This window comes from Streptomyces sp. NPDC101776 (assembly GCF_044766845.1).
Lineage (GTDB): Bacteria > Actinomycetota > Actinomycetes > Streptomycetales > Streptomycetaceae > Streptomyces.
On the sequence record NZ_JBIWMV010000012.1, the window covers coordinates 245,091 to 257,987 of the forward strand.

12 protein-coding genes are annotated in these 12,897 nt (G+C 70.6%); 3 read left to right on the top strand and 9 right to left on the bottom strand.

Features of this window, described 5'->3' with window-relative positions; genetic code table 11:
* Window positions 1-77: 77 nt before the first annotated feature.
* The 4 genes from ACIRRY_RS32110 to miaA all read right to left on the bottom strand — a co-directional run bounded on the left by ACIRRY_RS32110 (window position 78) and on the right by miaA (window position 5,190).
* The gene (locus ACIRRY_RS32110; RefSeq protein ID WP_403979518.1) at window positions 78-2,276 is read right to left on the bottom strand and encodes a RelA/SpoT family protein; all 2,199 of its coding nucleotides are present in this window, start codon (window positions 2,274-2,276) and stop codon (window positions 78-80) included.
* 286 nt (window positions 2,277-2,562) lie between these two features.
* Window positions 2,563-3,432, bottom strand: a complete 870-nt coding sequence (gene dapF / locus ACIRRY_RS32115; protein ID WP_403979521.1) for a diaminopimelate epimerase — start codon at window positions 3,430-3,432, stop codon at window positions 2,563-2,565.
* A 210-nt stretch (window positions 3,433-3,642) separates the two neighbouring features.
* Window positions 3,643-4,143, bottom strand: coding sequence for a hypothetical protein (locus ACIRRY_RS32120; RefSeq protein ID WP_403979644.1), 501 nt, complete (start codon window positions 4,141-4,143; stop codon window positions 3,643-3,645).
* Between the two features lie 108 nt (window positions 4,144-4,251).
* Window positions 4,252-5,190: a tRNA (adenosine(37)-N6)-dimethylallyltransferase MiaA gene (miaA, locus tag ACIRRY_RS32125; RefSeq protein ID WP_403979524.1), complete on the bottom strand. Its 939-nt coding sequence runs from the start codon at window positions 5,188-5,190 to the stop codon at window positions 4,252-4,254.
* 183 nt (window positions 5,191-5,373) lie between these two features.
* On the opposite strand from miaA, the gene ACIRRY_RS32130 reads away from it, so the two are divergent.
* Window positions 5,374-5,634, top strand: coding sequence for a hypothetical protein (locus tag ACIRRY_RS32130; protein WP_403979527.1), 261 nt, complete (start codon window positions 5,374-5,376; stop codon window positions 5,632-5,634).
* A 24-nt stretch (window positions 5,635-5,658) separates the two neighbouring features.
* Window positions 5,659-5,967 carry an antitoxin gene (locus ACIRRY_RS32135; protein WP_403979530.1) on the top strand — a complete coding sequence of 103 codons (309 nt, stop codon included), beginning with the start codon at window positions 5,659-5,661 and terminating at the stop codon, window positions 5,965-5,967.
* A 422-nt stretch (window positions 5,968-6,389) separates the two neighbouring features.
* Here the strand turns inward: ACIRRY_RS32135 and ACIRRY_RS32140 are convergent, their stop codons facing one another.
* The 3 genes from ACIRRY_RS32140 to ACIRRY_RS32150 all read right to left on the bottom strand — a co-directional run bounded on the left by ACIRRY_RS32140 (window position 6,390) and on the right by ACIRRY_RS32150 (window position 9,222).
* Entirely contained in the window at window positions 6,390-7,115 is a 726-nt protein-coding gene (locus ACIRRY_RS32140; RefSeq protein ID WP_403979533.1) for a class III extradiol dioxygenase subunit B-like domain-containing protein, read from the bottom strand.
* 117 nt (window positions 7,116-7,232) lie between these two features.
* On the bottom strand, window positions 7,233-8,750 hold the full coding sequence (gene miaB, locus ACIRRY_RS32145) for a tRNA (N6-isopentenyl adenosine(37)-C2)-methylthiotransferase MiaB (protein WP_403979536.1): 1,518 nt from the start codon (window positions 8,748-8,750) through the stop codon (window positions 7,233-7,235).
* A gap of 67 nt (window positions 8,751-8,817) precedes the next feature.
* Window positions 8,818-9,222 (bottom strand): hypothetical protein, encoded by a 405-nt coding sequence (locus tag ACIRRY_RS32150; protein ID WP_403979539.1) that lies wholly within the window; start codon window positions 9,220-9,222, stop codon window positions 8,818-8,820.
* Window positions 9,223-9,486: 264 nt separating this feature from the next.
* On the opposite strand from ACIRRY_RS32150, the gene ACIRRY_RS32155 reads away from it, so the two are divergent.
* Window positions 9,487-10,485, top strand: coding sequence for a TAXI family TRAP transporter solute-binding subunit (locus tag ACIRRY_RS32155; protein WP_403979542.1), 999 nt, complete (start codon window positions 9,487-9,489; stop codon window positions 10,483-10,485).
* Window positions 10,486-10,569: 84 nt separating this feature from the next.
* On the opposite strand, the gene ACIRRY_RS32160 is transcribed toward ACIRRY_RS32155, so the two are convergent.
* Both ACIRRY_RS32160 and ACIRRY_RS32165 read right to left on the bottom strand, forming a co-directional pair.
* Window positions 10,570-11,982 carry an ATP-binding protein gene (locus ACIRRY_RS32160; RefSeq protein ID WP_403979545.1) on the bottom strand — a complete coding sequence of 471 codons (1,413 nt, stop codon included), beginning with the start codon at window positions 11,980-11,982 and terminating at the stop codon, window positions 10,570-10,572.
* Window positions 11,983-11,991: 9 nt separating this feature from the next.
* On the bottom strand, window positions 11,992-12,678 hold the full coding sequence (locus ACIRRY_RS32165; protein WP_403979548.1) for a response regulator transcription factor: 687 nt from the start codon (window positions 12,676-12,678) through the stop codon (window positions 11,992-11,994).
* Window positions 12,679-12,897 lie beyond the last annotated feature (219 nt).

Consider the following 12,897-nt stretch of genomic DNA (forward strand, 5'->3'; position numbering starts at 1 on the left):
GGGGGGGCGCGCAAGCCGAAGCGCACTCGGGGTCGGAACATGCCCCGCGATCCGACGGCGCTCAACCCGCCCGCGTCTCAGAACGCCGCCGTATGGTGCTGGGCCCGGCTCACGTCGTAGACGCCCGGTACGTTGCGCATCGCCCGCATGAGGGTCAGGAGGTGGGCGGCGTCCGGGAGTTGGAGTGTGTAGGTGTGGCGGACGCGTTGCTGGGTCGGGGGTTCCACGGTCGCCGAGACGATTTCCGCGCCCTCCAGGGCGATCGCCTCGGTGAGATCGGCGAGCAGATGCGGGCGGCCGAACGATTCGGCTACCAGCGTGACCCGGCACTCGGTGGTGTCGCCCCAGCGCACACCGACCTCCGCGCGCCCCACGCCCTTCATGTGCGCCACCGCGCTGCACTCCACGCGGTGGACGGTCACGACCCCGCCGCGCACCGAGAATCCGGTGACCTCGTCGGGCGGTACGGGCGTACAGCAGCCCGCGAGCCGTACGGTCGCGCCGGGCTGGTCCACGACGGGGGTGGCGGGGCTCGGCGCGGTGGATCTGTCCAGGGTGTCTTCGGAAGTGGGGGGCGCTGACCGGAGGCTCTGCTCCCCCTTGTCCGACTTCGCAGTCCTGTCCGGCTTCGCGGTCGAGTCCGCCTCGGCACTCTCCCCGCCGGCACCCTCGCCGTCCGCGCTCCCCGGATGCGCCGCGATCCACCGCTGGATGGCGATCCGGGCAGCGGGCGTGTGCGCGTGCTCCAGCCACTCCCTGGAGGGCTCGGAGGCCGGGTCCTGGCCCATGAGGAGCTGGACGGTGTCGCCGTCCTTCAGGACCGTGCTGAGGGTCGCCAGGCGGCCGTTGACGCGGGCGCCGATGCAGGCGTGGGCGTCCTCGCCGTACTGCGCGTACGCGGCGTCCACACACGTCGCGCCGTCGGGCAGGCCCAACGTGCCGCCGTCGGGCCGGAACACGGTGATCTCGCGGTCCTGGGCGAGGTCCTCGCGGAGTGTCGACCAGAAGGTGTCGGGGTCGGGCGCGCCCTCCTGCCAGTCGAGGAGGCGGGAGAGCCAGCCGGGCCGGGTGGGATCGGCGCGCTCGCCGTCGTTCGCGGCCTGTTGCTCCTCCGAAGGAGGAGCGTAGGGATTGCCGAGCGCGATGACGCCGGCCTCGGCGACCTTGTGCATCTGGTGGGTGCGGATGAGGACTTCGACGACCTGTCCGTCCGTGTGGGCGACGGCCGTGTGCAGCGACTGGTAGAGGTTGAACTTGGGTACGGCGATGAAGTCCTTGAACTCCGAGACGACGGGCTTCAGGCAGGTGTGCAGCTCGCCGAGGACGCCGTAACAGTCCGCGTCCTCGTTCACCAGCACCAGCAGGCGGCCGAAGTCGGCGCCGCGCAGCCTGCCGCGCTTGCGGGCGACGCGGTGCACGGAGACGAAGTGCCGTGGCCTGATGAGGACTTCGGCCTGGATGCCGGCGTCGCGCAGGACGGTGCGCACCTCGTCGGTGATCTCCGCGAGCGGATCATCCGTACGGGAGGCGTTGTCGACGATCAACTCGCGTGTGTGGTCGTACTCCTCGGGGTGGAGGATCGCGAAGACGAGATCCTCCAGTTCGGTCTTGAGCGCCTGGACGCCGAGCCGTTCGGCGAGCGGGATGAGGACGTCCCGGGTGACCTTGGCGATGCGCGCCTGCTTCTCGGGGCGCATCACGCCCAGGGTGCGCATGTTGTGCAGGCGGTCGGCGAGTTTGATCGACATCACGCGGACGTCACTGCCGGTCGCGACCAGCATCTTGCGGAAGGTCTCCGGCTCGGCCGCGGCGCCGTAGTCGACCTTCTCCAACTTCGTGACGCCGTCGACGAGATAGCGCACCTCGGCGCCGAACTCCTTGCCGACCTGATCGAGTGTCACTTCCGTGTCCTCGACGGTGTCGTGGAGCAGGGAGGCCGTCAACGTCGTTGTCTCGGCGCCGAGTTCGGCGAGGATCAGGGTCACCGCGAGGGGGTGTGTGATGTACGGCTCACCGCTCTTGCGCATCTGACCGCGGTGCGAGGACTCGGCCAGGACCCAGGCGTGACGCAGCGGTTCGAGATCGGCGTCGGGATAGTGGGCGCGATGGGCCTCGGCGACATGGCCGATGGCGTCGGGCAGCCGGTCGCGCGCGGTGGGACCGAGCAGGGCGGCCCGGCCGAGCCGGCGCAGGTCGATCCGGGGGCGGGCCTTCCTGCGGGGCACTGTGTTGATCACAGGGCCTGGGCTCGCAGGGTTCGTGGCCTCCGCACTCATGGGCACCTCCGGCTGCTTGACCGGCGGACGGGTGCCCCATGGCGTACTCGGCTCAGGGGATGGTGACGATCCCCCGTCCGGGCCGGTGCTTGATGCTACCGAGCCCACCACGTGCGACTGACCGCCTCTCGCCGAGCGTGAAACGGATCACCCATTCGAGCGAAGGTCAGGAGGTTTACGGTTTTGCGCCACGTAACAGAGGGTCAGCCGTGGTTTCGAGCCACACCTGGCGCCACAGACCTTCCGATCGGGGCGCCCGGAGCCGCTACAACTGCGAATCACCCGTTCAGTGGATGGCGTTTTCCAGCCATTCCGCGTCGATCTCGCCTTCGGCGACGATCACCGCGGGACCGGTCATCTCGATCTGGCCGTCGGGCCGCTCGGTGATCACCAGCGTTCCACCGAGCACATCGACCGTGTACGTCACGGGCGTCCCGGTGACGGCCGGGTCGGCGCCGTCTCTGCGGGCGGCGGCCACGGCGACCGCGCACGCGCCCGTGCCGCACGAACGGGTCTCGCCGGCGCCGCGCTCGTGCACGCGCATGGCGACGTGCCCGGGGCCGCGGTCGACCACGAACTCCACGTTCACACCGTCCGGGTAGGCCGTGGCCGGGCTGAAGGGCGGCGGGGAGTACAGATCGCCGGCCTGCGCGAGGTCGTCGACGAAAGCGACCGCGTGCGGGTTGCCCATGTTCACGTTCCGCGCGGGCCAACTGTGCTCGTCGACGCTCACCGTGACATCCCCTTCGGGGAGGCGGGCCTTGCCCATGCCGACGGTGACGTCACCGTCCTTGGCGAGGTGGACGGTCTTGACTCCCCCGCGCGTGGCGACCGCGATATCACCTTCGGCCACATGTCCGACGCGTTGGAGATAGCGCGCGAACACACGCACTCCGTTGCCACACATCTCGGAGACGGACCCGTCGCCGTTGCGGTAATCCATGAACCACTCCGCCTCGGCCGCCATGTCCCGCGCCTCGGGGTGCGTGGCGGACCGCACCACATGCAGCAGTCCGTCGCCGCCGATGCCCGCGCGGCGGTCGCACAGGGCGGCCACGGCGGCCGGGGACAGGTCGATGACGTTCTCGGGGTCCGGGACGATCACGAAGTCGTTCTCGGTGCCGTGCCCCTTGAGGAAGGCGATCCGCGTGCTCATTCCTCGATCGTACGGGGTGGCTATGACATCCCGACGATCACGGCGACAGGACGCGGAGACCAGCCGGATCGGGCAACGCCCACCACGCCACAGGAGCGCTTCGAAGTGGCGCAGGGCGATGTCGATGTACGGCTCCGCAGCTTGGGCGCGACCAGCCGCCACAGCACCACGGACGTTCTACGGCGTATCGCCGCCCGCCCAGCGGAGTGCTCAGCGCAGTCGGGCCACGCGCCACACGGCCAGCACCGCCACCACGGTCAGCACGAGGGCGTACGCGACGACGACCCGCCAGTCCGGGCGGCGGTCGGAGCCGCGCTGCGGGAAGCCCGGCCAGGTGTAGCCGACGCGGCGGGCGGCCGTCGTGCCCCAGCCGGCCGCGCAGCAGCAGATGAGCAGGCCGAGCATGGCGATCACGGCCCCGCTGTCGCCGAAGTCGAAGGCGAGCGGGAAGGCGAACATCAGGGAGCCGACCGCGGCCAGGGCCACGATGGGGGCGAGCTGCCAGATCCGCAGCCGACGCTGCGGGCGCAGTTCCACCTCGACCTCGGGTCCGGCGAACATCTCGTCGGGCCCGGGACCGTCGGCGGTCACGCCGCCCTGGATCTCGTCCGGGCCGTCCGGGCTCAGCAGGCCGTCGCCCTCTTCCGGTTCAGCACGGTCCGCAGTGACCTGCTCGATGCCTTCTGCGGTGTCGCGAGGGCCGGCCTCCATCGCCACGCGCCCTCCCAACTCGGACTCCACTTGGTCGATCGAAGCTCGATGATGGCACGCCCCCGAAGGCCACAACGGCGGCCGGAGCGTCCCGATGCCATGACGTGATCAGGCTGTGACCGGTCGTTCGACCAACGCCAGTGCCAGCTGCGGAAGTTCTGTGAGATCCGCCGCAGCCCCACTCAACCAGTGCACCCGGGGATCGCGTCTGAACCACGAATCCTGGCGGCGCGCGAAGCGCTTGGTGGCACGCACGGTCTCCGTGCGCGCCTCCTGTTCCGTGCACGCTCCCGCGAGCGCCGCGAGCACCTGCTGATAGCCGAGCGCGCGGGACGCCGTGACCCCCTCACGCAGACCGCCCACCTCCAGCGCCCGCACCTCGTCCATGAGTCCCGCGCTCCACATCCGGTCGACCCGGCGCGCGATGCGCTCGTCCAACTCGGGACGCGCCACGTCGACGCCGATCTGGAGGGTGTCGTAGACCGAGTCGTGACCGGGGAGGTTGGCGGTGAAGGGCTTGCCGGTGATCTCGATGACCTCCAGGGCCCGGACGATACGGCGGCCGTTGCTCGGCAGGATCGCGTGCGCGGCCTCGGGGTCGGCGGCGGCGAGGCGGGCGTGCAGGGCGCCGGAGCCGCGCAGGGCGAGCTCCTCCTCCAGGCGGGCCCGGACCTCGGGGTCGGTGCCGGGGAACTCCAGGTTGTCGACCGCGCCGCGCACGTACAGCCCGGAGCCGCCGACCAGGATCGGCCAGCGCCCCTCGGCGAGCAGGGCGTCGATGCGCTCACGGGCGAGCCGCTGGTACTCGGCGACGGATGCCGTGACCGTCACGTCCCAGATGTCCAGGAGGTGGTGCGGGACGCCGTCGCGTTCCTCGGGCGTCAGCTTGGCGGTGCCGATGTCCATCCCTCGGTAGAGCTGCATGGAGTCGGCGTTGACGACCTCGCCACCTAGACGCTGGGCCAGGAAGACGCCCAGATCGGACTTTCCGGCCGCGGTCGGTCCGACGACGGCGATGACTCGGGGGGCGGGGGGTGCGCTGCTCACGTTCCCAGTCTCGCAAACGTCGGGCCCAGGGCTCGAACGAGTTACGTGACGGCCCGCGTGTGGGGTCGTTGCCCGATGCGAGGTACCCCGCCGCCGGTGTCGGGAGGCGGTGACCCGGGCGACGCAAACGGACGCACCGGGCTACGCGGGATTTCGCCCGCACGAGTAACGTATGGAGTTAATATGGGCGTTTTGGACCGAATTCTTCGGAGGTCGAAGGCTACGGAGGAGGCGTCGACCGCCGAAGCACAGGCCGACCCGCAGACGGCCGAGCCCCTGACGGCTGACACGGCGGACGAGGTGTCGGAGACCGAGGCGGGGGCAGGCGTCCAGGAAGCGGCGGCGACGGAGGCTGTCGAGGCCGCGGACGGCGTCGAGATCCCCAAGCAGCAGTCCGCCGAAGAGGCCGCCGACAACGAGGCCGGTGAAGGCGCCCGCACGTAACCGCCCCGCGTGGAAAGGTGAACCATGGGTCTGATGGACAACTTCAAGGCCAAACTCGCCCCGGCGAAGGACAAGGTCTCGGGCCTCGCGCAGCAGCACGGAGGCAAGATCGAGAACGGCCTGGACAAAGCCGCGAAAATGGTCGATGAGAAGACCAAGGGCAAGTACAGCGACAAGATCCAGACCGGCACGGGCAAGGCCAAGGACGCCATGGACCGACTCGCGCACAAGGACGAGCCGGGAAGCCCAGGGAGTACGGCGAACACAGGGAGCACAGCGCCGGAGGGCGGCGGCACGACCACGCCCCCGGACGCGCCCCCGCCGGCTTCCTGAACAGGCACCTGCACATCGATCGGCGGACGGCCGCGGAGCGTACTGCTCCGCGGCCGTCCGCCGTTTCTTGAGACGAGGGCGAAGGCGAGGGCAGCGGCTCGAAGGTCGGAGTGCTGCGTTGGCTTCGGGTGGGCGGATGGTGGACTCGGTTCGTGCGCGTTACGACGGGACCGCCTCGCACCCGCCTGCCGCTTGACCCAGCCGCCTGCGACCTACGACCTACGACCTACGCGACGACCGCAGCGTTCGATACGACTACGGCATGCGGTTGGGTGGGCGCGACACGTGGCGCACGGCACGCGCCTCAACGACGCGCAGACCGGCCCCACGACCCCACCGGCAACGCTGAGACCACACGCCACCGCCCTCGGGCGACGTCACCGAGGGCAAGCCGCCCTCGCCCCAAGCACCCGCACCCGCACCTACGACCAGGTAGCAACCACGTACCCGACCCCATACGGCGCGTCCTCGTACAACAGCGCACCGCCGAGGTCCGCGCCCTCGGCAGCGCCCGCGAGAACCTGCCAGGCCGCGCGGCCCGAAGCCTTCAGTTCGTACGCCAACTCGGTGTCCAGCGCCTTGATGGCCGCCACGTCCGCCGACCCCAGCGCACGCGCGACCTCCGCGTCGAACGGTGCCGCCCGCTCGTCGAGATAGCCCGGCGCCTTCAGCGTCCGGCACGCGCTGGCGTCGCCCATCACCAGCAGCGCGACCCGGTCGGCCGGCGCGACGAGGTCCCTCCCGGCTTGAATACACCGCTCGGCCTCAAGAGGTTCCCCCACGCCGAGTCCCGCGATCGGGGCGTCGGACCACCCGGTCCGCTCCAGCAGCCACGCGGCGACAGCCAGCGAGGGCGGAAGCTCACGCTCCGATACCGCGCCGCCGTCCCCGGGCCGGTCCCCTCCCAGCCGTACGTCGAGCTCCACGCCGAAGCCGCGGAACGAACCCTGTGTGCCCTCGGGATGCGTCCCGCGCCCGCTCTGCTCGGCGGGTCCGACGACCACCAGGCGGTCGGGCCGCGCGGCGGCGAGCACGCCCAGCGCGTCGGTGCACGCGGCCCGCGCGGCGGCCAGCTCGGGCGCCGCACCGGCGGCAACATCGGGGACGAGGAGCGGAGGACAGGGGCAGACGGCGGCGGCTACGAGCATGGCCGGAACACTAACAAGCCGCACTGACACGGCACGCCGACAGTCCACATGGCCGACGGTCCACATGGTCGAGCCGCCGCCCGCCTTCGACTCGGCGTCGCTCAGCGGCCCGCGATCTCAGTCGCAGCCGCAACCGCTCCCCGTGGCGACCGGCAGTGGCGCGGGTGCGCCGATCTTCGGGAGGCCCAGCATCACGCCGACCGGCTTGGCGGCCTCGGCCACGTTGCGCTTCTCCCAGGCGTCGCCCGCGCGCGTGGGACGCACCTTCAGGGTGGGGCCCTCGGCGAGGAGGTGGTGCGGGGCGGCGTACGTGATCTCGACCGTCACCACGTCGCCGGGGCGGACGTCCTGGTCCGGCTTGGTGAAGTGCACGAGGCGGTTGTCGGGGGCGCGCCCGGAGAGGCGGTGGGTGGCGCCGTCCTTGCGGCCCTCGCCCTCGGCGACCATCAGCTCCAGGGTGCGGCCGACCTGCTTCTTGTTCTCCTCCCAGGAGATCTCCTCCTGGAGGGCGACGAGACGCATGTAGCGCTCCTGGACGACCTCCTTGGGGATCTGGTTCTCCATGGTCGCGGCCGGGGTGCCGGGCCGCTTCGAGTACTGGAACGTAAACGCTTGCGCGAAGCGCGCCTCGCGGACCGCGTGCATCGTCTGCTCGAAGTCCTCCTCGGTCTCCCCGGGGAAGCCCACGATGATGTCGGTGGTGATGGCGGCGTGCGGGATGGACGCGCGGACCTTCTCGATGATCCCCAGGTAGCGCTCCTGGCGGTAGGAGCGGCGCATGGCCTTGAGGATCGGGTCGGAGCCGGACTGCATGGGCATGTGCAGTTGCGGCATCACGTTCGGCGTCTCGGCCATCGCGGCGATGACGTCGTCGGTGAAGTCACGCGGGTGCGGGGACGTGAACCGGACACGCTCCAGGCCCTCGATCGCGCCGCACGCGCGGAGCAGCTTGCCGAAGGCCTCGCGGTCGCCGATGTCGGAACCGTACGCGTTGACGTTCTGGCCGAGCAGGGTGATCTCGGAGACGCCCTCGCCGACCAGGGCCTCGATCTCGGCGAGGATGTCGCCGGTGCGGCGGTCCTTCTCCTTGCCGCGCAGCGCCGGGACGATGCAGAAGGTGCACGTGTTGTTGCAGCCGACGGAGATCGACACCCAGGCCGCGTAGGCGCTCTCGCGCCGGGTCGGCAGTGTCGAGGGGAAGGCCTCCAGGGACTCCGCGATCTCGACCTGCGCCTCTTCCTGCACGCGTGCGCGTTCCAGCAGGACCGGCAGCTTGCCGATGTTGTGCGTACCGAAGACGACGTCCACCCAGGGCGCCTTCTTCACGATGGTGTCGCGGTCCTTCTGGGCGAGGCAGCCGCCGACGGCGATCTGCATCCCAGGGCGCTTCGTCTTCATCGGGGCGAGCCGGCCGAGGTTCCCGTAGAGCTTGTTGTCGGCGTTCTCGCGTACGGCACAGGTGTTGAAAACGACGACGTCCGCGTCCCCGTCCGAACCCTCGGGCGCGCGCACATAACCGGCGCCCTCCAGGAGACCGGAGAGGCGTTCGGAATCGTGGACGTTCATCTGACACCCGTAGGTGCGCACTTCGTACGTTTTGACGTCCACTGCCCCGCTCCGGTCACCGCTGCTCATGTGACAAGGGTAGGCGGTGCCAGGAGTGGCTCTTCCGACGGCCGAGAACCGCCTCCCCGTAGGCCGGTCACTCCCCGCCGGTGCCCCACCCCTGCTTGCGCAGCACCCCCGACACATCCGGCACCTCGTAGTGCTCCCCCTTGAGCACCTTGCCGTCGGCTCTGCGGGCGATCTCGCCGGCCGGTCCGATCTTGGTCATGTTGGAGCGGTGGATCTCGGCGATCACCGCGTCGAGGTCGACGCCGTGGACGAGGGCTGTGCCGTACCCGACGTAGACGACGTCGGCCAGCTCGTGCGCCAGCCGGTCGAGGGGGCCGCTCACCGAGACCTCGGCGACCTCCGCGGCCTCCTCGGCGAGCAGTTCGCCCCGGTGGGCGGCGAGGTCGGGGGTGACCTCGGTGGGCGTGCTGCGGGCGTCGAGCCCGAAGGCGAGGTGGAATTCGCGGACCAGGTCGGCGGGCGAAGAACTCATGATCAGACCCTAGTGGCCGCCACTGACACTCCCGCCCGCCAGGGGATTTCGGGCGGGCAGGCCCGCAGACGCGGGGTCGGCGCACACTCCCCCAGCCGCGCTGCGTCGGCCACCGACTCCCGCCCCCGCACCGCACCGCCTTCGGGCCGCACGCACCAGCCCCCGCTCACCGGCACCGATCAGCCACCGTCGATTCGCTCCACCCCCTCAGCCCTCGCCGCCCGCCCTGGTCAGCACCACGCGCGGACTGGCAGGATCGCGCGCATGCTCAAGGTGTTCTCCCGTATCAGCAGGCGCCGGGCCCTCCAGGGCGCGGCCGCCGGCGTCGTCGCGTTCGGGCTGTTGCTCTGGTGGCTGCTGCCTCTGGGCGACGAGCCGCCGACCGGGACGATCACCTTCAGCACCGGGACCCGGCTCGGGGTCTACCAGGAGTACGGCAAGCTCCTGCGCACCGAGCTGGACAGGGACATGCCAGGCCTCAAGGTGACGCTGGCGAACAGTGACGGGTCGCAGGAGAACGTCGCGCGCGTGGCGACCGGAGACGCCGACTTCACGATCGCCGCGGCCGACGCGGTGGGGGCGTACGAAATGGACGGCAAACCCGGTGCGGCCGGGCTGCGCGGGGTCGCGCGGCTCTACGACGACTACGTCCAGCTCATCGTGCCGCGTGACTCGGACATCGACTCGGTCACCGACCTTCGGGGCAAGCGGGTGGCCATAGGGCCGAACCGCTCCGGTGTGCGGCTGATCGCCAACCGGGTACTGACGGCGGCCGGCATCGACCCGAAGAAGGACATCAAGCCGCTGGCGGCCGGTATCGACACCGGTCCCGACCTGCTCAGGCGGGGCAAGATCGACGCGTTCTTCTGGTCGGGCGGGCTGCCGACGGACGGCCTGAAGGACCTCGCCAAGAACTACGCGTTCCGGTTCGTGCCGATCGAGGCGAGTCTCGTGGCCAAGATGCACGAGGAGGGCGACGCGACCCGCTACTACCGTGCCACCAACATGCCGGAGTCGGCCTACCCCACCATCCAGCGGGGGTCCACCGTCCCGACGATCGCCGTGTCCAACCTGCTGATGACCCGCAAGGACGTGAACGCCAGGCTCACGGAGTGGATCACCAAGACCGTGATCAAGAGCCGCGACGGCATCGGCAAACAAGTCCACTCCGCACAGTTGGTGGACCTGCGCACGGCGATCTACACCGACCCCCTGGTCCTGCACGAGGGCGCCCGGCGCTACTACCGCTCCGTCAAGCCGTAGCGCCACAGGGCCCGTCCGGGCCCCTGAGCGGGCCGCTCGGGCCGAAAGCCCGGAAACCCCAACACCGGCCCCAGGGAAGCCCGTTCAGGCCGTAGGCCCGCTCCTGGGCACCGACACGGTCACCTTGAGGCCGTGCGGATCGTGGTGGTCGTACGTGAGCGAGCCGCCGCCCGCGGCCAGCAGGACCTGGGAGATGGAGAGGCCGAGGCCGGAGCCCTTGATGTTCTGGTGACGGCCGCTGCGCCAGAAGCGGTCGCCGACGCGGGCGAGTTCGTCCTCGGTGAGGCCCGGGCCGTGGTCCGTGACGACGACGGTCGAGGTCTCGCCGTTCGACGCGACCGTCACCTCGACGGACTCGTCCTCGGGCGTGAACTTCACCGCGTTGTCGATCACCGCGTCCAGGGCGCTGGACAGCGTGACCGGGTCGGCCCAGGCCGTGGTGGGCGGGCAACTGCCCACCAGGCGCACGCCCTTGGCCTCGGCGGTCGGTGCCCAGGCCGCGACGCGCTCGGCGGTCAGCGCGCCGATGTCGGTGATCCTGAGGTCCGCGTCAGCGTGCTCGGCCAGGGCCAGGTCGAGCAGGTCGTCCAGGACCTGGGTCAGGCGTTTGCCCTCGGTGCGGACCGAGGCGATCTCGTCGTTGTCCTCCGGCAGTTCGAGCGCGAGCAGTTCGATGCGCAGCAGCAGCGCCGAGAGCGGGTTGCGCAACTGGTGCGAGGCGTCGGCGACGAAGGCGCGCTGCTGCTCCAGCACGTCCTCGACGTTGTCCGCCATCTCGTTGAACGAGCGGGCCAGGCGCTGGAGTTCCGGTGGCCCGCCGGCGGCCGCGACCCGGGACTTGAGGCGTCCGGTGGCGATGTCGTGGGTGGTGGCGTCGAGGACCCGTACGGGTCGCAGGACCCAGCCGGTCAGCCGTAGGGCGGCGCCTACGGCCAGCAGCATCGCGGCGATCTCGCCGGCGCCGATCGTCAGCCAGCCGCGCAGGGTCCGTGAACGCATCGGCCCGGTGGGTGAGTCGGTGACCACGACCGCGATGACGTCGCCGTCCCGGATGACCGGCGAGGCGACGACCAGGCGGTGACGCTGCCAGGGCCACACCTGCTCCGGGTCGTGGCTGCGGCGGCTGAGGAGCGCCTCGGCGAACGCGTCGCGCACCTCGCCCGACTGGGGCAGCAGGAAGTCGTCCGGCGCGTTCGCCATGGAGGTGTCGGTGCGGTAGAAGACGCCCGCGCGGATGCCGTAGACCTCGTAGTAGCTGGCGAGTTCGCGGCCCAGGGTCTGCTGGCGCTCGTCCGGGATCGCGTCGGCGGGGCGTGTTCCCGTGGGGGCGTCGGTGACGAACTGGGCGAGTGCCGCGAACCGCGCGGTGTCGTCGATACGGTCGACGATCACCTTCTGCTGCTGTGCCCTGGCGACGCTGATGGCGAGCGGGACGCCGAGCGCCAGCAGCACGGCCGCCATCAGGACGATGAGCAGCGGGAGAAGACGTGTACGCACCCGTGCCCGCTACGCGGCCGGGGCGACGAGCCGGTAGCCGACGCCTCGTACGGTCTCGATCAGTGCGGGCATCCGCAGTTTGGCGCGCAGGGACGCGACATGCACCTCCAGGGTGCGTCCCGTGCCCTCCCAGCTGGTGCGCCACACCTCGCTGATGATCTGCTCCCGTCGGAACACCACTCCTGGGCGCTGTGCCAGCAGGGCGAGCAGATCGAACTCCTTGCGGGTCAGTTGGACGATCGAACCGTCCACGCTGACCTGCCGGGTGGGCAGTTCGATGCGCACCGGGCCGAGCATCAGCGCGGTGTCGCCGCCTCCGCTCACGTCCTCGGGGACGCTGCGCCGGCTCACGGCGTGGATGCGGGCGAGCAGTTCCCCGGTGTCGTACGGCTTCACTACGTAGTCGTCGGCTCCGAGGTTGAGGCCGTGGATGCGGGAGCGCACGTCGGAGCGGGCGGTGACCATGATCACCGGGGTGCTGGTGCGCTTGCGGATCTTGCCGCAGACCTCGTAGCCGTCCTGGTCGGGCAGGCCGAGGTCGAGGAGGACGACACCGAAGACGTCGCCTTCCGGGACGAGTGCCTGGAGGGCCTCCTCGCCGCTGCGGGCGTGCGTGACGTCGAATCCGTGCCGCGCCAGGACCGCGGACAGAGCGGCGGCGACATGGTTGTCGTCCTCGACGAGGAGCAGTCGCATCCCGGCCCCCTCCGGTTCATCGTTCGTATGGTGTCGGCCTGTACAAAAGCACGTCTCACGCGCGCGTGCACCCAGGCAGTCACGCCGATGGACGAAGACGCCGTCAAGTGGGTTCCGGTTGCGGTGGCTTCCGTTACCCAGCCGGTACGCGTCGCGCCGGTCCGGCCGGTAAGGGTCTCGCCGGTGAACTGCTACGACACGTGTCCGATTGCTATCCGA

Bases quoted from the DNA above. Each gene is read 5' to 3' on its own strand.
- ACIRRY_RS32110 (WP_403979518.1), bottom strand. From the start codon at position 2,276: ATGAGTGCGGAGGCCACGAACCCTGCGAGCCCAGGCCCTGTGATCAAC.
- ACIRRY_RS32140 (WP_403979533.1), bottom strand. From the start codon at position 7,115: ATGCTCGTAGCCGCCGCCGTCTGCCCCTGTCCTCCGCTCCTCGTCCCC.
- miaB (WP_403979536.1), bottom strand. From the start codon at position 8,750: ATGAGCAGCGGTGACCGGAGCGGGGCAGTGGACGTCAAAACGTACGAA.
- ACIRRY_RS32155 (WP_403979542.1), top strand. From the start codon at position 9,487: ATGCTCAAGGTGTTCTCCCGTATCAGCAGGCGCCGGGCCCTCCAGGGC.
- ACIRRY_RS32130 (WP_403979527.1), top strand. From the start codon at position 5,374: ATGGGCGTTTTGGACCGAATTCTTCGGAGGTCGAAGGCTACGGAGGAG.
- dapF (WP_403979521.1), bottom strand. From the start codon at position 3,432: ATGAGCACGCGGATCGCCTTCCTCAAGGGGCACGGCACCGAGAACGAC.
- ACIRRY_RS32165 (WP_403979548.1), bottom strand. From the start codon at position 12,678: ATGCGACTGCTCCTCGTCGAGGACGACAACCATGTCGCCGCCGCTCTG.
- ACIRRY_RS32120 (WP_403979644.1), bottom strand. From the start codon at position 4,143: ATGGAGGCCGGCCCTCGCGACACCGCAGAAGGCATCGAGCAGGTCACT.
- ACIRRY_RS32135 (WP_403979530.1), top strand. From the start codon at position 5,659: ATGGGTCTGATGGACAACTTCAAGGCCAAACTCGCCCCGGCGAAGGAC.
- ACIRRY_RS32150 (WP_403979539.1), bottom strand. From the start codon at position 9,222: ATGAGTTCTTCGCCCGCCGACCTGGTCCGCGAATTCCACCTCGCCTTC.